Annotated in this window: 17 protein-coding genes; 10 read left to right on the top strand and 7 right to left on the bottom strand. The window is 70.3% G+C overall.

The window, feature by feature from the left end; genetic code table 11:
• Window positions 1–3: 3 nt before the first annotated feature.
• A complete protein-coding gene (locus PKE84_RS16450; RefSeq protein ID WP_271178336.1) occupies window positions 4–1389 on the top strand; it encodes a cryptochrome/photolyase family protein in 1386 nt (461 codons plus the stop codon).
• Here the strand turns inward: PKE84_RS16450 and PKE84_RS16445 are convergent.
• A complete protein-coding gene (locus PKE84_RS16445) occupies window positions 1377–1640 on the bottom strand; it encodes a hypothetical protein (RefSeq protein WP_271178335.1) in 264 nt (87 codons plus the stop codon). The genes PKE84_RS16450 and PKE84_RS16445 overlap by 13 nt on opposite strands.
• A gap of 62 nt (window positions 1641–1702) precedes the next feature.
• On the bottom strand, window positions 1703–4534 hold the full coding sequence (locus PKE84_RS16440) for a helix-turn-helix transcriptional regulator (RefSeq protein WP_271178334.1): 2832 nt from the start codon (window positions 4532–4534) through the stop codon (window positions 1703–1705).
• 140 nt (window positions 4535–4674) lie between these two features.
• Between PKE84_RS16440 and PKE84_RS16435 the strand changes: the two genes are divergently transcribed.
• The 3 genes from PKE84_RS16435 to PKE84_RS16425 all read left to right on the top strand — a co-directional run bounded on the left by PKE84_RS16435 (window position 4675) and on the right by PKE84_RS16425 (window position 5969).
• Window positions 4675–4923, top strand: coding sequence for an SCO4226 family nickel-binding protein (locus tag PKE84_RS16435; RefSeq protein ID WP_271178333.1), 249 nt, complete (start codon window positions 4675–4677; stop codon window positions 4921–4923).
• 50 nt (window positions 4924–4973) lie between these two features.
• Complete coding sequence (locus PKE84_RS16430; RefSeq protein WP_271178332.1) at window positions 4974–5138, top strand: hypothetical protein; 165 nt, start codon at window positions 4974–4976, stop codon at window positions 5136–5138.
• A 66-nt stretch (window positions 5139–5204) separates the two neighbouring features.
• A complete protein-coding gene (locus PKE84_RS16425) occupies window positions 5205–5969 on the top strand; it encodes a nuclease-related domain-containing protein (protein ID WP_271178331.1) in 765 nt (254 codons plus the stop codon).
• Window positions 5970–5988: 19 nt separating this feature from the next.
• On the opposite strand, the gene PKE84_RS16420 is transcribed toward PKE84_RS16425, so the two are convergent.
• From PKE84_RS16420 to PKE84_RS16405, 3 genes are read right to left on the bottom strand one after another with little or no spacing between them, the layout of a single operon-like run.
• Window positions 5989–6870 (bottom strand): alanyl-tRNA editing protein, encoded by an 882-nt coding sequence (locus PKE84_RS16420; RefSeq protein WP_271178330.1) that lies wholly within the window; start codon window positions 6868–6870, stop codon window positions 5989–5991.
• Window positions 6871–6879: 9 nt separating this feature from the next.
• Window positions 6880–8646 (bottom strand): ABC transporter permease/substrate binding protein, encoded by a 1767-nt coding sequence (locus PKE84_RS19540; RefSeq protein WP_309297493.1) that lies wholly within the window; start codon window positions 8644–8646, stop codon window positions 6880–6882.
• Complete coding sequence (locus PKE84_RS16405; protein WP_271178329.1) at window positions 8646–9953, bottom strand: quaternary amine ABC transporter ATP-binding protein; 1308 nt, start codon at window positions 9951–9953, stop codon at window positions 8646–8648. Before PKE84_RS16405 ends, PKE84_RS19540 begins: the two co-directional genes overlap by 1 nt.
• A gap of 467 nt (window positions 9954–10420) precedes the next feature.
• On the opposite strand from PKE84_RS16405, the gene PKE84_RS16400 reads away from it, so the two are divergent.
• Window positions 10421–11392, top strand: coding sequence for a Dyp-type peroxidase (locus tag PKE84_RS16400; protein WP_373877159.1), 972 nt, complete (start codon window positions 10421–10423; stop codon window positions 11390–11392).
• On the opposite strand, the gene PKE84_RS16395 is transcribed toward PKE84_RS16400, so the two are convergent.
• Complete coding sequence (locus PKE84_RS16395) at window positions 11302–12228, bottom strand: EamA family transporter (protein WP_271178328.1); 927 nt, start codon at window positions 12226–12228, stop codon at window positions 11302–11304. The genes PKE84_RS16400 and PKE84_RS16395 overlap by 91 nt on opposite strands.
• Before the next feature lie 39 nt (window positions 12229–12267).
• On the opposite strand from PKE84_RS16395, the gene PKE84_RS16390 reads away from it, so the two are divergent.
• On the top strand, window positions 12268–12771 hold the full coding sequence (locus tag PKE84_RS16390) for a MarR family winged helix-turn-helix transcriptional regulator (RefSeq protein WP_271178327.1): 504 nt from the start codon (window positions 12268–12270) through the stop codon (window positions 12769–12771).
• On the opposite strand, the gene PKE84_RS16385 is transcribed toward PKE84_RS16390, so the two are convergent.
• Window positions 12743–14662, bottom strand: a complete 1920-nt coding sequence (locus PKE84_RS16385) for an FAD/NAD(P)-binding protein (RefSeq protein WP_271178326.1) — start codon at window positions 14660–14662, stop codon at window positions 12743–12745. The genes PKE84_RS16390 and PKE84_RS16385 overlap by 29 nt on opposite strands.
• A gap of 156 nt (window positions 14663–14818) precedes the next feature.
• Between PKE84_RS16385 and PKE84_RS16380 the strand changes: the two genes are divergently transcribed.
• From PKE84_RS16380 to PKE84_RS16365, 4 genes are all read left to right on the top strand, one after another.
• Window positions 14819–15343: a GNAT family N-acetyltransferase gene (locus PKE84_RS16380; RefSeq protein ID WP_373877158.1), complete on the top strand. Its 525-nt coding sequence runs from the start codon at window positions 14819–14821 to the stop codon at window positions 15341–15343.
• Window positions 15340–16326: an amino acid ABC transporter permease gene (locus PKE84_RS16375; RefSeq protein ID WP_271178325.1), complete on the top strand. Its 987-nt coding sequence runs from the start codon at window positions 15340–15342 to the stop codon at window positions 16324–16326. The genes PKE84_RS16380 and PKE84_RS16375 overlap by 4 nt, the downstream gene beginning before the upstream one ends.
• On the top strand, window positions 16323–17081 hold the full coding sequence (locus PKE84_RS16370) for an amino acid ABC transporter ATP-binding protein (RefSeq protein ID WP_271178324.1): 759 nt from the start codon (window positions 16323–16325) through the stop codon (window positions 17079–17081). Before PKE84_RS16375 ends, PKE84_RS16370 begins: the two co-directional genes overlap by 4 nt.
• Window positions 17082–17142: 61 nt before the next feature.
• Window positions 17143–18162: an ABC transporter substrate-binding protein gene (locus PKE84_RS16365; RefSeq protein ID WP_271178323.1), complete on the top strand. Its 1020-nt coding sequence runs from the start codon at window positions 17143–17145 to the stop codon at window positions 18160–18162.
• The last annotated feature ends 17 nt before the right edge of the window (window positions 18163–18179 follow it).

Below are 18179 nucleotides of genomic sequence, written 5' to 3'. Positions count from 1 at the left end.
CCCGTGACCTCCGAGGCACGCCCGGCGATCGTCTGGTTCCGCGACGATCTGCGGGTGGCGGACAACCCCGCCCTCACGGCGGCCGCGAGCACCGGGATGCCGGTGCTCTGCGTCTACGTGCTGGACGAGGAGTCGCCGGGCGTGCGCCCTCCGGGCGGTGCGGCCCGCTGGTGGCTGCACCACAGCCTGGAGTCGCTCGACGGCGACCTGCGACGGCTGGGCGCACGGCTGAGCATCCTGCGGGGACCGGCGGAGCCGACCATCGCCGACCTCATCGACCAGACGGATGCGGGGGCGATCTTCTGGAATCGCCGCTACGGCGAGGCCGAGCGCACGGTCGACGAGAGGATCAAGGCGTCGGCCAGGGATCGTGGCCTCGAGGCGTCGAGCTTCGGCGCCTCTCTTCTCTTCGAGCCGTGGACGATCCGGACCGGCTCAGGAACGCCTTTCTCCGTCTACACCCCGTTCTGGCGCGCCTGCCTCGCCGAGCCGGAGCCGCGCAAGCCGCTTCCGGCCCCGGAGAAGCTGCGACCGTACCCGGTCGACGACCGGATCGGAATCGGACTCGACGACCTCGACCTGCTCCCCCGGCATCCGGACTGGGCGGCCGGTCTGCGCGAGGCCTGGACACCGGGCGAGGCGAGCGCGCTCGACGCACTGACCCGTTTTCTCGCCGACGACGTGGCCGACTACCGGCGCGATCGGGACACCCCGGGGATCGCGGCCACCTCACGCCTGTCGCCGCACCTGCGCTGGGGTGAGCTCAGCCCGTTCACCGTCTGGCACGCCACCACCGCCGCCCGCTCCGCGGCGAACGCGGAGGGCGCCGCGACCTTCCTCTCCGAGCTGGGTTGGCGGGAGTTCGCCTATCACACGCTGTTCCGCAGCCCGGCGATGGCGACGGAGAACATCCGCGGAGAGTTCGACGCCTTCCCCTGGCCGCGGCTGCATCCGGCTGCGCTGCGCGCGTGGCAGCAGGGGCGTACGGGTATCCCGCTGGTGGACGCCGGGATGCGCGAGCTCTGGCGCACCGGGACGATGCACAACCGGGTGCGGATGGTCGTCGCCTCGTTCCTGACGAAGAATCAGCTCATCGACTGGAGGCGGGGCGAGCAGTGGTTCTGGGACACGCTCGTCGACGCGGATCCGGCCTCGAACCCGTTCAATTGGCAGTGGGTCGCCGGCAGCGGGGCCGACGCCGCACCCTACTTCCGCGTGTTCAATCCGGAACTGCAGCGCACCAAGTTCGACCCGCACGGCGACTACGTGCGCCGGTGGGTACCGGAGTGGGACACGGCCGACTACCCGGAGCCGATCGTCGATCTCGGCGAGACGAGACGCGCCGCTCTTGCGGCGTACGACGTCGTGAAGGCTGCTCAGCGGGCGTGATCGGCGAGGATCTGGTCGACGTCGATCTGCTTGAGCAGGGCGGTCCAGTCGATTCGCCGCGCCACGTCGGCGAGGTCTTCGTCGGCGAGGACTCGCCCGCTGCGCTCCACGGTGATGCCGACGGGGACCAGCCGGTTGAGTTGGGCGAGGATGGCGTCGTCCACCGCCTCGGTGTCGAAGTCCGCCCCCACACGGGCGTAGTAGTCGCCAGAGAGCGTGTACGCGACGATTCCGGTTTCGATTCGGCTCATACCGCGAGTGAACCCTGTGGCCGCGCGGGCGTCAAGAGCATCGCGCAGTGCGCTCCCCCGGCTCAGGATGTCGGCCGGCTCGGGTGCGCCTCCGACCACGCCGCGATCTCGGCTCGCCTGGCCGCCCCGAGCTTCGCGAGGATGTGCTCGACGTGCGAGCCCACCGTCTTCGGCGCGATGGAGAGGGAGCCGGCGATCTGGCGGTTGGTCGACCCGGTGGCGACGAGCCGCGCGACCTCGACCTCCCGCGCGGTGAGCGGATACGTGCCGTCGTCGCGTGGGGCGTTCGCGCCGGCGGCCGCTGCCTGAGCGAGCAGCGCAGGCGCACCGGACGCCACCGCGATGGCACGCGCCTCGGCGAGCAGATCGGACGCGGTCGCCGGGCTCTTCGAGCGGAGCGCGCACACCGCCCGGTCGATCAGCGTCTGGGTCCGCTCCCACCACCGGTCGTGGGCAGTCCAGCCCGCGGCCGCGCGCTCGATCGCCTCGCGCGCCTGAGCCGGACGCCCCTCCGCCAGTTCGATCAGGCCCTCGGCGTGGTCGAGTGCGGGCAGTGTCACCGCGATCGCGCGCCCATGCACCAGCACGGAGCAGCGCGCGACCCAGTCCCGCGCCGCGGCGGGGCCGCCGACGCTGAGGTGGGCGCGCGCCCCGGTCGCCACGAACGGAAAAAGATAGGCGGCATCCGACACCCTCGCGGAGTCCTCGTAGCCGCGTTCGCTCAGCTCGACCGCCTCGGCCGGATGCCCGGAGCGGGCGGCCAGCTCCGCCAGTCCCCACAGGGCCGGCGAGAGTCGCTGCAGTTCGTGCATCCCCTCGCCGATCGCGCGCGCCTCGGCGAGCAGTTTGGCCGCGCGCTCGTCCTCCCCCGACGACAGCGCCACGAACCCGAGCACGTGCAGCGCGGTGACGCGCGTCGTGATGGCGCAGCGGCCGTCGGCCAAGGCTCGCGACGCCAGGGCGAGAGCCGACCCCGTGTCTCCCGTCTGCCAGCGCACGTGGGCCAGGTGCGCGACGAGATAGTGGTGGTCGTTCCAGCGCTCGGTGCGTTCGGTGTAGGCGATCCCGTCCGCGAGCCAGCCCTCCGCCCTGCGGTATTCGCCGAGCATCGAGGCGCTCGAGCCGAGCATCCGGTAGCTGCGGGCGGCGGCGCCCTCGAGGCCCGCCTCGACCGCGCGGGCCGTCGTCTCCTCGAGCAGTCGCCACCCCTCCTCGCTCCGGCCGGCGAATACAAGCACGGACCCGATCGTCGCGTCCACCCCGATACGGGTCTCGACGTCGTCGTCGGTGAACAGTTCGCGTGCGCGACGGCCGTAGTCGAGGGCGTCCTCCAGCCGTCGATCGAGCATGGTCGCTGCTGCAAGCGCGGCGAGCAGATGTGTGCGGGCGGCACGCGTGCTCTGCTCCGGCAACGGGCGGAGCCGCTGGAGAGCGTCGTCGAGGTCGCGCATCCTGGCCTCGAGGTCGGCGCCGAGCAGATGACGGATGGCGACCAGCCACGGGACGAGTTCGGCGGCGGCGACCTCGTCGCCCTGCTCGCGCAGGAGTTCGATCGCCCGCACGTACTCGCGTTCGGCCGCCTCGTTGTCATCGATCGCGGCGAGCTCTGCGGCGAGCATCCGGTGCAGCTCGGCGCGCTCGGGCGGAGACGACGCGGACGGGATCGTTCGCTCGGCACGCTCGAGCAACTCGGCGGCTTGACGGTGCGCCGACAGCCGGATCGCATGATCGGCCGCCGCCCGCGCGCGCCGGTACGCCTCGGCGGCTCGTCCGGCGCGCTCGAAGTGGTCGGAGACGGCGGCATCGGTGAACGCGTCTCCCGCCGCGTCGGCCACGGCGGCGTGCAGGGCGCGGCGGCGGGCGAGACCGATGTCCTCGTACACGGCGTCGCGGATGAGGGCGTGCCGGAAATCGTAGGTGCGGCCGTCGTCGCGGGCGACGACGAAATGCTCGGCGATGAGCTCGTCGAGCATCAGCTCCACCTCGACCGGGGAGTCTCCGCTCACCCGCGAAAGGAGGTCGGCGTCGAAGCTGCGGCCGAGCACGGCGGCCGACGCCAGGAGCTCGCGCGTGCGGGGGCGCAGCCGCACGGTGCGGTCGATGACGGTCTCGGCGATCGTGTCGGGCACCTCGTCGAAGCCGCCGGCCACCACCTCCTCGATGTGCAGCGGGATCCCGTCGCTCACCTGATACAGGCGCGCGCGTTCGTCGGACGCGGGTTCCCTGCCGATGATCGAGGCGAACATCCGGGCGGTGCCCTCCTCGTCGAGCCGGGCGAGCCGCACCTCCTCGGCGCGCCGCTGGCCGAGCAGGCGCGTTCGCCAGAGCTGGAATTCCGACTGCGGGTACAGCTCGTCGCTGCGGTAGGTGAGGATCGCCATGCTCGGCTGATTCCGCAGTCCGTCGGCGAGCCGCTCGAGCACCTCCAGGCTGAGCTCGTCGGCCCAGTGGACGTCCTCGACGCGCAGCAGCATCGACGAGGCCAGCACGTCGTGCAGAACAGCCGTCAGCTCGGCGACCAACAGGCGTCGCCGCCTGCCCGAGTCGCCCACCATGCCGTCGTCGAGCACGAGCTCCCGGATGCGGGCCGCCGCGTCGACCTCTCCGGCCGATCGCAGCTCGGCGGTCAGCTCGAGCAGCAGCACGCCGGGGGTCTCCCGGTCGCTCGGAAAGGCGTGCACCTGCACGGTGCGCGCCGCGCGGAGCCCGTCGACGATCTCGTCGAGGAGGCGCGATTTGCCGATGCCCGCCTCGCCGCCGAGGAGGAGCACGTGCCCGGAACCGTCGAGTGCCCTCTGCCACCGCCTGCCGGCCAGCGCGAGGAGATCCTCGCGGCCGACGAAGTCGGGACAGACACGGGCGAGACCTCCGGGCGTCGGGTTCGCCGCGATCATGGCCACAGTCTAGAAGCGCGGATGCACGCGGAACAGAGCCGCGACCCATGATCGGTCAGACGACCGATGCCCGCCTCCGCGGCCGGCGACGAGGCTGCTTCCACGAGACACCACAAGACGTTCACGAGAAGGGAACGACCATGGCACGATTCATCGATGTCCACGACGGATTCGTCGGCGTCACCAAGGACCAGCTGGCCGCGGCGCACGATGCCGACGCCGCGATCGAGGACGAGGAGGGGGTGCACATCGAGCACGCGTGGCTCGACCCGCAGAGCGGCAAGGTCTTCTGCCTGTCGACCGGGCCGTCCAAGGAGGCGCTGATGCGCATCCACGAGCGGGCCGGGCATCCGACCGATCAGGTGTACGAGGTCAGCATCGAGGTCTGAGCACCGCCCACGTCGGTGCCGGCGTCGCCTCGCGGCGTACAGTGCGGTGCATGTCAGACGAGAAGGATCAGAAGCCCGACGCCGACGCGCTCGCCGAGAAGGTGCGCGAACTCGGCACGACCGACGAGGACCGGCTCGACGCCGTCGCGGAGCACAATGAGTCGCTCCAGGAGCGGCTGCCGGGCGACGACGAGCTGCCCCTCACCAAGGGGTAGGCCCTTTCGGGTCCTCCCCGCACTGGGGCCGTGCGCAGCGGCGCGCGGCCCCAGTAGCGTGGCGCGGTGGCCTCCGATAACAGCATGCGCGATCGCGCCCCCGGGCATTCCGTGATGGAGCAGGTCGTCAAGCTGCAGGACGCCGCGACGCCGCGCTCGGCGGTGGCCCGCGCGCTCGGCCTCTCCCCGCTCACCGAGGAGGCCTCGCCGTGGTTCGCGGGCGCGACCGGTGAGCGCGAGGTCGGCGCCCTGCTCGAACGGCTGCCGCAGGGCTGGACGGTCTACCACGCCGTCCCCGTCGGCACGGGCGACGCCGACATCGACCACGTGGCGGTCGGGCCGGGAGGCGTGTTCGCGATCAATACGAAGAACCACCGGGGCAGGAAGGTGTGGGTCGGCGACCGCGCGGTTCTGGTGGACGGCGCTAAGCAGCCCTACATCCGGAATTCCGAGCTCGAGGCGTCCCGGGTGCGGCACGTGCTCGCCACCGCCGGCATCGCGGCACCGGTGCACGCCGTCGTGGCGATCGTCGCGCCGGCCTCGTTCACCGTGCGGCAGCAGCCGGCTCGCGTCACCCTGCTCGAAGCCGACGCGCTGGTGCGCTGGATGGGCCGTCGTCCCGTGGCCGTCGACCAGGCGGCCACCGCTGCGATCGTCGCCCTGTTCGACCAGCCCGAGACCTGGCGGGTGGGCGCGGCCGATGCATCAACCGTCGAGCGCTTCGACGCCCTCGCCCGCGAGGTGCGCGTCGCACGGCTGGTGCGGCAGGGCTGGGTGCTGGCCGGTGCACTGGCCATCGTCGCCACCGTGCTGGCCCTGCTCCCCCGCTGAGCCGCCGGCCCGCAGAGGGCTACGCCGCGGGCGTCGCCGCCGTCGTCATCCGCAATTCGAGCGCGCCCTCGACGCCCAGCAACTCCAGTCCCACCCGAACGCCCGCCAGCTGCGCGAGCGAGCGCAGATGCGTGCCGCCGCACGGGATCTCCACGACGCCGTCCGGCAGTTCGCACCGCCAGGCGCGCCGCTCGCCCAGACCATCGCCGGCCCGCGCGATCGAGACGGCCGCGCCGCTGGCGACCCACTCGGCGAGCAGGGCATTCGCGAAGTCCTCCACCTCGGTGAGCCGCTCGGAGAGGTCCGCGGCGGCGAAGCCCTTCTTGCGCAGGCTCTTGCCGATCCGGTACGTGTCGAGCGAGCCGTCGGGCAGGATGCGCGACTCGGTGATCGCGAGCTGATCGAAGTTCGGGTTCCCCCTGCCGTCGAGCGGCACCTCTTTGCTCCAGAGCGGCGCGAGCGCCTCGTTGAGAGCGAGCGACGCGAGGTGGCAGGCGGTGTGCCCGGCCGACAGGGCCCCGCGCACCAGCGGATCGACGGTCACCTGCGCAGCGGCGCCCTCCACGACCGACGCGCCCGAGGCGCTCGGCTCCAGGAGGTGGCAGACGACGAACGCCCACCCCTCAGTACCGGTGCGCACCGGGGCGTCGCCGACGTACAACCTGGAGCCGTCGCTCGCCCCGACGACGGCTCCGATCACGGGATGCTCGACACCGTCGACGGTCAGCACGCCCTGGTCGGCCGGCTGGTCCGGCCACACGGGGTCGACCGGATGGAACGCCGTCCGGTCGAGCACGACGGCCAGCCGGTCGCCCACCGCTTCGACGTGGACCACCGTTCCGCTCGATGCGATGTCGCCGTCGGCGTAGGTGACGATGGTGTCGGTTCGGGGAAGACTCATCCCACCAGGTTACGAGCCCGCGTGGGCCGTTGACGTCGGCTGGGCCTTTCCGCCGGAGCTCGACGTCGCCGTGAGCGAGTCGACGTACGCCTGGTTCTGCGCCATCCACTTCGTCACGATCGGGTCGTAGTCGTCGGTCTTCTCGCCGTTGAACATGGCGTTCTCGAGCGAGTAGAGCTTGTCGGAGTCCAGCCTGAAGTCCTTCACCCAGCGCTCGACCTCCGGGAACTTCTCACCGAAGCTGGTGCTGGCGATCGAGTGGATCGACTCCGCCGTTCCGAGCGTGTTCTTCGGGTCCTTCAAGTCCTTCAGATCGAACTGGTCGTACGCCCAGTGCGGACGCCAGAGCGTCACGGCGATGTTGTCCTTCTTCTTCATCGCACTCGTCAGCTCGGCGAGCATGGCCGGCGTCGACGAGGTCACGAAGTTCAGCTTCGACAGCCCGTACTGCGGGATGACCTTGTTCTGCGTCGCCTCGGTGAGACCGGCGCCCGGTTCGATCCCGACCAGCCGGTTGCCGAACTCCGACGCGTGGGATGCGAGCTGATCGAGCGAGTCGATCGGTGCGTCCTTGTTCACGGCGATGGTCAGCTTGGCCTCGTCGTTCCAGGCGCCGAGATCCACCAGCGAGTCGCCGTACTTCTTCAGGAACGCGGCGTGGGTGGTCGGCAGCCAGCCGTCGAACGCCACGTCGTAGTCGCCGGTGCTGAGTCCTGCGAACGCCGGGCCGGCATCCGCGTACTCGAACTTCACCGAGTAGCCCTGCTTCTCAAGCACGTGCTTCCAGAGGTACGAGGCGGCCTCGCCTTCCGGCCAGCCGTTGAAGACCGCGACCGTGACCGTCCCCTTGCTCCCGCCGGTGCCGCCCTGCGTGACGGCGGCGGCGCTGGTGCCGGCGACCGCGACGACCGCCGCGGTGCCGAGGGCGATGACCGCCCGGCGGGGCAGCCGGCCCCGGACCGCGCCGACCGCTCCGGTCAACCGGTCGAGGATGATCGCCAGGATGACAACGGAGAGTCCGGCCTCGAAGCCGAGCCCCACGTCCACGCGACTGAGCGCCTGCACGATGTCACGGCCGAGGCCTCCGGCGCCCACCATGCCCGCGATGACCACCATCGAGAGCGACAGCATGATGACCTGGTTCACACCGGCGAGGATCGACGGCAGGGCGAGCGGCAGCTGGATCTGGCGCAGGATGCGCCGGGGCGACGACCCGAAGGCCCGTCCGGCCTCCACGATCTCGCTGTCGACGCCGCGGATGCCGAGCTCGGTGAGGCGCACGCCCGGCGCCATCGCGAAGATGATCGTCGCGACGATGCCGGGGACGACACCCACCCGGAACAGGATCAGCGCCGGGATCAGGTACACGAACGCCGGCATGGTCTGCATGAAGTCGAGGATCGGCCGGATGATCGCGGATGCCGTCTTCGAGCGTGCGGCAAGGATGCCGAGCGGCACACTGATCGCCACGGCGATCGCGGCCGCGACGAGCACCAGCGCGAGGGTGTCCATCGCGTTCGCCCACTGGTCGACCCCGGCGATCACCAGGAGTCCGACGATCGTGCCGGCGCCGAAGAGCCAGCCCTTCAGCCAGACGCCGAGTGCCGCGATGACCAGGATGACCACCCAGAACGGCGGCGTCTGCAGAACCCAGTCCATGCCGGTGTAGAGGCCGGTGAAGACGGCGCGGATCACGTCGAAGACGGGACTGAACACGGTCGTGACGAAGTCGACGACGTGCGTCGCCCACTCGCCGAACGGAAGCCGGACATCCATCAGCGCACCTCCTCGAGGTCGGCGGCCGCCGCTCCGGGAGCGGTGTCGCGAAGCGTCTGCGTCATGACTTCGACCGACACGGTCGCCGGCGGTTGCACGATGACGGGGATCTCGGTGGTGTCGCTGGTGACGTTTCCGAGCGCGGCGAGCAGGGTGACGCGCGGGATCACGCCGAGCAGTCGCTGCTTGTCGTCGACGACGGCGAGCGGGAGCTCGCTCTCGACCGACAGCTCGACGAGATCGCTGAGCACTTCGTCGCGGGACACCGAGGCGATGTCCTCGCGGATCGCCGGGGTGAGGTCGGTCTGGCCCTCCCGCACCTGGCGCATCACGTCGCGGTCGCGCACCGCGCCGAGCAGTCGCCGGCCGTGCCCGACCACGAACGCGGCCGAGGTCTGCAGGTCGCGCATCGTCCGCACCGCGGCACGGGGACCGGCCGCGACGGTGACCAGGGCGCGAACAGGCTCCATCACGCTCGCCGCGGTGAGCACGCGGGCGCGGTCGACATCCTGCACGAAGCTCTCGACGTAGTCGTTGGCGGGATCGGTGAGGATCTCCTCGGGCGTGCCGATCTGCACCACGCGGCCGTCCCGCATCACGGCGATGCGGTCGCCGAGGAACATGGCCTCGTTGAGGTCGTGGGTGATGAACACGATCGTCTTGCCGAGCTGGCTCTGCAGCTCGAGCAGCTGCTCCTGCATCTCGCGGCGGATCAGCGGATCGAGGGCGGAGAACGCCTCGTCCATCAGGAGCACATCGGTGTCGGCGGCCAGCGCTCGACCGAGGCCGACGCGCTGCTGCATGCCCCCGGAGAGCTCGCCAGGGAGTTTGTCTCCCCAGCCGGAGAGCCCGACCAGGTCGAGCACCGTCTCGGCGCGCTCACGGCGCTCCGCCGCCGGCACACCTTGCACTTCGAGCCCGTACGCGAGGTTGTCGAGCACGGTGCGGTGCGGCAGCAGAGCGAAGTGCTGGAACACCATCGAGATGTGCTTCTGGCGCACGGCGCGCAGTCGCTTGGCCGGTACGCCCGTGATGGTCGTGCCCATCACATCCACTTCGCCGCTGGTCGGCTCGAGCAGACCGTTGAGCAACCGGATCAGGGTCGACTTTCCCGACCCGCTCAGTCCCATCACGACGAAGATCTCGCCGGTCTTCACACGGAAGCTCGCGTCGATCACGGCTGCTGTCCCATTGGCGGCCACGTCGTCGCGGGTCGCCCCGTCCTTCAGCCGGCGAACGACCTCGCCCGGCTTCCTTCCGAATACTTTGAATAGGTTCCGTGCCTCGACGGCAACAGACTCGCTCACGTGATCTCCGCGGCACGGCAGGGGTGAACCCCGGCACGTGCTCCGTGGTTGCGTCCGGGTGGAGGGTGCGAGCAACGCTGGCGTCTCAAGCGGCGGATGCTCGCGAGTCGCCTGCTGCCGGCGCGACCGTTGGGGTGCGCCCGCACCTCCCGACCGTACGTCCCCGGATCGTGAGGCCGTCGCGCGTCATACGGCGCACGGCCTCGCATCCGGGATCGCGGACTGGGTTTGCGGCCGGTTCCTGCAGGCTGCAGCAGAAAAGGGCATCAACGACGCTATCAACCTGTGAAGGTTCGAAGCCAATCGCTGTTCGGCATTTGCGGATGCATTCCGCTGTCGGCATGCACGCAGTTCCGCGCCGTGGCGGCGATCGAAGCGGGTCAGCATCGTTATCTTTCCGTTACCTGAGTATCTGTGCGTCGGTCGACTCTGGTCGACCACCGCCGGTCTACGGCAGACTCGTGGGCATGATGACCGACCAGAGCGACCACAGCTGGCAGCGCGTTCCCATCGAAGCGCAGAGCGTCGACGCTCCCCTTTCCCGCTCCGCGGTGTTCCTCGTGGTGAGCATCGCCGACGACGATGCCGCGTACCAGAACGTGCGCGACGTGCTCTCCGGGCTCTCCGACCTCGTGAAGACCGTCGGCTTCCGTGACCTGAACGCGCACCTCTCGTGCAACACCGGCATCGGGGCGGCGGTGTGGAGCCGCCTGACGGGCAGCGCGACGATGCCGGCCGAGCTGCGTCCGTTCCGGCCGATCGCGGGGTCCGTGCACACCGCCGTCTCCACGCCGGGCGACCTGCTGTTCCACATCAGGGCCGAGCGCAGCGACTTCTGCTTCGAGTTCGAACGGCAGCTGCTCGGCCTCCTCGGCGACGCCGTCACGGTGGTCGACGAGGTGGTCGGTTTCCGCTATTTCGACTCGCGCGACCTCCTGGGCTTCGTCGACGGGACCGCCAATCCGACCGGCAGCGAGATGGCCGGCTCGACGCAGGTCGGCCAGGAGGACGCCGCGTTCGCCGGGGGAAGCTACGTCGTCGTGCAGAAGTACCTCCACGACCTCGACACCTGGGGATCCCTCCCCGTGCCGGCGCAGGAGGGCGTCATCGGGCGCACGAAGCTGGAGAACATCGAGCTCGCCGACGCCGAGCACGGCCAGAAGTCGCACAAGACCCTCGCGACGATCACCGACGAGAACGGCGTCGAACACGACATCCTGCGCGACAACATGCCGTTCGGCCGACCGGGTCACGGCGAGTTCGGCACCTACTTCATCGGGTACTCTGGCCGGCTCTGGGTGATCGAGCGGATGCTCGAGCGCATGTTCATCGGCGATCCCGAGGGCAGCTACGACCGCATCCTCGACTTCTCGACGGCGGCCACGGGCGTCACGTTCTTCGCCCCGACCCGACCGTTCCTCGACGCCCTGGCCGACTGACCGAGCCCGATGCCCGCGAGCACGATCGCCAACCCGAGCAGCTGACGGAGGCTGAGCACCTCGCCGGCGAGCAGGGCGCCGAGAAGGACGCCGGCGATCGGGTTCAGCAGCCCGATCAGCCCTGTCGTCCCGGCGCCGAGATGCCGCAATCCGCTGAACCAGACGACGAACGCGAGGGCGGTCGCCACGACCGTCACGTAGGCGAAGCCGGCGACCGCCGGCGCGTCGAGCTGCGGCGGGGCTCCCTCCACGACGGCAGCGACCGGGACGAGCAGCAGGCCGCCCGCGATGAGCTGCCACGAGGTCGACGAGAACACGTCGACCCGGTCGCCGGTGCTCCAGCGGGTCGCCAGCACATAGCCGATCGATGACAGGAGCATCGCGGCCAGCGAGGCGGCCACTCCCCACGGGTTCACGGCAGACCTGCCTCCGAGCAGCATCACGCAGACGCCGGCGACCCCGATGACGGCGCCCAGCAGCGCGAGCATCCGGGGCCGTTCGGCCAGGAACAGCCAGCCGAAGCCCATCATCGCCAGCGGAGAGGTGGCCATCAGGGTCGCCGCCACCCCCGACGGCAGCAGTTGAGCGGCGACGTAGACGAGCGCGAAGAACGCGCCCGTGTTCAGCACTCCGAGCACCGCCGAACGCCACCACCAGGCGCCGCGCGGCCGTCGACGGCGCACGAGGAACAGGAGCACCCCTGCCGGGAGTGCCCGGATGACCGCGCCCCACAGCGGCGCGTCCGCGGGCAGCACCGCCTGGGTGACGACGTAGGTCGAGCCCCAGGCGATCGGCGCGATGGCGGTGATGGCGACCCAGACCCATTTAGCTTCCATGGAAGCTATTTTACCTTCCGTGGAAGCTAGTATGGAACCATGGCCCCGGAATCCATCGCACCTGATCGCATCGCCCGCATCCAGGCCGAGTGGACGCGAGAACGGCCGGAGCTGGATGTGCGCCCGCAGGGTGTCATCGGCCGGCTGCACCGTGTCGCGGAACACCTCACCGGCGAGCTGCAGGCCGTCTACGCCGAGCACGGACTCGGCGAGGGCGACTTCGATGTGCTCGCGGCTCTCCGGCGCGCAGGCGAGCCGTTCGAACGCAGCCCGGGGGCGCTGGCCGAGCACACCATGGTCACCACCGGCGGGATGACGAAGCGCATCGACCGGTTGGAGCGCGCCGGCCTGGTCACCAGGCGGCCCGCCGGCGACGACGGGCGCGGGCGCATGGTCGCCCTCACGCAGCGCGGACGCGAGGTCATCGACAGCGCGTTCACCGACCACATGGCCAACGAGCGCCGTCTGCTCGACGCCATCAGCCCGGCCGACGCCGCCCGGCTGGAGGCGATCCTCACGCGATGGCTGGCGACGTTCGAGTAGCCGGCGGCTCGACGGCCCCGGCCGGCGCCTCGGACCCTGAGAGTCGGCGGACCATCGCCACCGCCACCGCATCGTTCTCGCGGAAGGAGAGCGCGTTCGTGCCCGGCCGCGAGAACGCACCGGCGAACGGCGCGGTGGTGAACGGCCCGATCGCGTACCTCCGCGGATGCACGGAGCCGTCGGTCCTCACGATGCGGGAGTCCGACGGCCGCACCTCGATCAGCCCGTCACGTTCAGCCCCGTCGCCACGGGCGACCAGGTCGCGCAGGGCGGCGCTGTCGCTCGTCGCCGCGTCGGCGCCCGGCAGCCAGGCGTCGACGAGGGTGTCGGCGGCGAACTCCCCGTCGACGTTGGAACCGCCGACGATGAACGCGCCCGCGTCCTCGTCCGCCGTCACCCGCATCCCTCCCCCGAGGAACTCGACGATGCCGGCCTCCGAGAGGGCGACCAGTTCTTCGAGCCGGTGCCCGGGCGGCCCCGAGGCGACGTAGCTGAAGAAGCCGGGCCACCAGGTACGGAGGTCGGTGCGGGCGGTCTCGCTCCAGCCGGGCGACCCGCTCTCGGGCGCGAGCACGAACATGCACTGCAGCAGCGCGGTGAACAGCCCGAGTGTCGCACTATGCCCTTGGTCGCTGCGCAGGCGCAGGTCACGCCGGATGTAGTCGCGCACCGCCTCCTGCAACGCGGCGGCGTTCTCGAAGCGAGTGCCGTCGAGGGGCCGATCGAACGCGTCGAGCAGGAGTCGGTCGTCCTCGTGCGGCACAGCGCGCTCCACCAGGGCGCGGTACTCGTCCCCGAACGGATCCACCAGCGCGAGCCGGGCGACGAACGACGACCAGTCGCTCGCCGTGCGCTCCGGATGGCCCGTGAAGAGTTCCGCGTAGTAGCCGTGCAGCATCTCCCGTGCGATCAGCGGCCACACCTCGCTCCGGAAGTCGACGGGCGTGCCCCGTCCGAGGAGGCGGCCGAGGGCGTCGGCCGTGAAGAAGCGCAGCGGCGGCCGGTCCCCCACCAACGTCGATGAGATCTTCGCGTGGTACGGAACCCCGCGCCGCGACCCGATCAGGATGCGCGGTTCGAGACCGCTCGGCGTGTACCGCAGCCCCCCGCCCGGGGCTCGGTCGAATCGGCCGCCGCGACCCTCGGTGAGCAGCACGACGAGGTCGACCGCCGCCAGACCGAAGCCGCGCACGACGATCGGCCGGCCGGCGGCGAGCGCGGAGGTGTCGGCATCCGCCGTGAACGCGGGCGGCTGATAGTGCAGTCCGTGTCGGTCGGCGAACGCGGCGAGCGCGGCCGGCTCCCCGTCGAGGGCGCGACCGTTGTGGCCGAGCGCGTAGAGCACGAGATCGGCCCGGATGCTCGACCCGTCCTCCAGCGTCACCTGCTGCACGTCGTCCCCTCCCTCCACCGAGACCGCGCGATTCGCATGCACGACGATCGTCACGTCCGCGTCCAGGAGCTCGACCGCGCGACGCTGGAACCAGTCCAGGTAGTGGCTCTGCAGGCGACGGGTGGGAAAGCTCGAGCCGGTGAGCCCCTCGAGTTCGGCGCGCACGACGGCATCCGTGACCCGACCGTCGTCGATGTGTCCCGCACGCACCTGCTCGGCCCACTCGATCAGCGATGGCCCCGGGATGATCGGCCCGTCGATGGCGCACGACGCATCGGTGAACATCGTCACGTCCGCCGCCATCGAGTTGAGTTTGAGCAGTGGCGACTGGGCGGAGCGCCAGATACGGCCCGGGCCGGCCGGGTGCGGATCCACCAGGTGGATGGTGACCGGCTCGCCCCTGCCGGCGGCGGCCCGGTTCGCGGCGAAGCGCTCGAGCCAGCCGGCAGCGCGCGGGCCGGCGCCGATGACGGCGATGGATGCTCGGAGCGATGACATCGCAGCAGCCTCCCCGCCCGCGCAAGCTCCGCCTAGCCCAGATGTCGCTCTGTGACAGCGGCGACGCACGACGTAACGCAGCGTGGTCGGCAGTTGACGGCGCACCGTACGGTCTCAGCACATCCGATCAGGACCCATGACCGAAGGAGGCATCCGGTGACCATCAACGACGTCGTCGCGGACGAGTTCCGCTACGTCGCAGCGACCGACGAACTCGCCAGGCCGTTGCTCGCCGAGCTCGAGCTCGAGTACGACACACGCTACGGCGACTTCTTCGGCGAGCGCGCCTCGACCGAGCTCACTCGCTACCCGGCGGCCGAGTTCGCCGCCCCGCACGGCGCGTTCGTGGTGCTTCTGCGCAACGGGTCGCCGATCGCCGGCGGCGCCTTCAAACGCGTCGACGACGAGACCGCCGAGCTGAAGCGCATCTGGACGAGTGCCTCGCACCGGCGCGAGGGCCTCGGCCGCCGTGTCGTCGCCGAGCTGGAGGCCGAGGCGCTGCGCCGTGGCTATTCCCGCGTCTATCTCACGACGGGTCCACGGCAGCCCGAGGCCAAGGGCCTCTACCTCGCAGCGGGATACACGCCGCTGTTCGACACGGCCGCTCCTCCCGAGGAGGTCGGCATCCACCCGTTCGAGAAGCGGCTCGATGCCGCGACATCCCGAGAGACCGAACGATGACCGCGGTCACCGAGCGGACGGCCGACACCGCGGTCCTCCCTCCGCGCACGGCCGTCGCCGACCTTCCCGCCGGCATCGACCTCCGGCGCCTCTCCGAACGACCGGTGCTCCCGCTGCGTCATCCCGGTCGCTGGATCGCCGCCGCCCTCGTGCTGGTCGTGCTGCTCAACTTCGGCCAGACCCTCTTCACCAACCCGTCCTGGGAGTGGGCGAAGGTCGAGAAGTGGCTGTTCAGCCCGGCCATCCTCACCGGACTGCAGCTGACCCTCGTCGCGACGGCGATCAGCGCGGTCGTGAGCTTCATCGGCGGCATCGTCGTCGCACTGGGGCGCCTCTCGCCGAACCCCGTGCTCAGCACCGTCAGCTGGCTCTACGTGTGGCTGTTCCGTTCGGTGCCGCTGATCCTGGTGCTGATCTTCCTGTACAACCTGGGCAACCTGTACCCGACGATCGGCATCGGCGTCCCGTTCGGGCCGCAGGTCGAGGTGAAGACGGTCACGGTGCTCTCCGACCTCACGCTCGGCGTCATCGGGTTGAGCCTCAGCGAGATCGCCTACTCGTCCGAGATCGTGCGCGCCGGCGTGCTCTCCGTCGACCAGGGGCAGCACGAGGCCGCGAAGGCCCTCGGCATCTCGCGGTCGCGGCAGTTCCGGCGCATCGTGCTCCCGCAGGCACTGCGTTCGATCGTGCCCGCCTATGTGAACCAGATCATCGGACTCCTCAAGGCGAGCTCCCTGCTGTTCTACGTCTCGCTTCTCGACCTGTTCGGCGTCGTGCAGAACCTCGGGAGCACCTACCCCACCGACGTCATCCCGCTGCTGGTCGTCGCCACCATCTGGTACCTCGTGCTCACGAGCGTCGTCTCGATCGTGCAGTTCTACGTCGAGCGCTTCTACGCCCGCGGCGCGTTGCGCACGCTTCCTCCGACGCCGCTCCAGCGGCTGAGGCGCCGCACGCGCGCTGTGTTCGGGGGTGCCCGATGAGCGCGACGATCGAGATCTCCAATGCCGTGAAGGCCTTCGGCGACAAACCCGTGCTGCGGGGTATCGACCTCACGATCGCGGCGGGCACCGTCACGGTCATCCTGGGGCCCTCCGGCTCGGGCAAGTCGACGCTGCTGCGCGCGATCAACCACCTCGAGCGACTCGACGAGGGCTACGTGGTGGTCGGCGGCGAACTGATCGGGGTCCGCGTGCAGGGCGACAGGCTCAAGGAGCTGAGCGAGAAGCAGATCCTCCGCCAGCGCTCGCGCATCGGCTTCGTCTTCCAGAACTTCAACCTGTTCCCGCACCTGACCATCCTCGAGAACGTCACCGAGGCGCCGATCTCACTCGGCGTCGCCCCGGCCGATGCCCGGGCGCGCGCCACGGCCCTGCTCGACCGCGTCGGACTGGCGGAGAAGGCGGCGGCCTACCCGCGCCAGCTGTCGGGCGGACAGCAGCAACGCGTCGCCATCGCACGCGCGCTCGCCCTGGAGCCGCAGGTCATCCTGTTCGACGAGCCGACCTCGGCACTCGATCCGGAGCTGGTCGACGAGGTGCTGCAGGTCATCCGCACCCTCGCCGGCGAGGGCACGACCCTCGTCGTCGTCACGCACGAGATCGGCTTCGCGCGGGAGGTCGCCGACCGTGTCGTCTTCATCGACGACGGTCGCGTGGTCGAGGAGGGCGCACCCGGCGACATCCTCGACCACCCCACCCAGCCGCGCACCATCGACTTCCTGAGCAAAGTGCTCTGAAGCCGCGGGCCGACGCCCGCGGGCACGACCCCGACAGCCCACCCCACAGCAAGGAGAACCGATGTCTTCCCCCACTCCCATCCGCCGCCGTTCGCGGTGGCTCAGCACGGCAGGTGCCGCGTTCGCGGCCGCCGCCCTCGTCGGATCCCTCGCGGCCTGCTCCGGACAGGCGTCAGCAGAGACGACGCCGGGTCGCGTGACCGTGGCCGCGCACGCCAACGGCGCCGGCACCGAGACCACCATCTCGGTGGCCCAGGTCGACTCGATCCGCAAAGAACTCCCCGATGCCGTACGCAAGAGCGGCAAGCTCGTGATAGGCATCGGCGCCCTCCCCGCAGGGTTCCCGCCCCTGGCCTACACGGGTGACGACCAGAAGACGCTGACCGGCGCCGAGCCCGACCTCGGCCGTCTCGTCGCCGCCGTCTTCGGCCTCACGCCCGAGGTCAAGAACGCCACCTGGGACAACCTGTTCGTCGGCATCGACACCGGCGCGACGGATGTCGGCTTCTCGAACATCACCGACACCGAGCAGCGCAAGGAGAAGTACGACTTCGCCTCCTACCGCCAGGACAACCTCGCCTTCACGACGCTGAAGAAGAACTCCTGGTCGTTCGACGACGACTACGAGAACCTCGCCGGGCTGACCGTCGCTGTCAGCGCCGGCACGAACCAGGAGAAGATCCTGCTCGAGTGGCAGACGAAGCTGAAGGCCGAAGGCAAGGCCCTCGACATCAAGTACTTCACCGACACCAACTCCACCTATCTGGCCCTGAACTCCGGCAAGATCGACGCCTACTTCGGCCCGAACCCCGGCATCGCGTACCAGAACACGCAGACCAAGGACTCGGCCAACCCCACCCGCACGGCCGGCACCTACTCCGGCGCCGGAGCGAGCCTGCAGGGCCTGATCGCTGCGACCGTGAAGAAGGGCAGCGGCCTCGACAAGCCGGTCGCCGACGCGATCAACTACCTGATCGACAACGGGCAGTACGCCACCTGGCTGAAGGCGTACAACCTCTCCAACGAGGCCGTGAAGAAGTCCGAGATCAACCCTCCCGGGCTGCCGAAGACGAACGAATAGCAGCACGGCGCGTCAAG

The organism is Leifsonia poae (assembly GCF_027921845.1).
Lineage (GTDB): Bacteria > Actinomycetota > Actinomycetes > Actinomycetales > Microbacteriaceae > Leifsonia > Leifsonia poae.
Note: the sequence above shows the minus strand (reverse complement) of the source record. Positions and strands in the feature narration are given on the sequence as shown.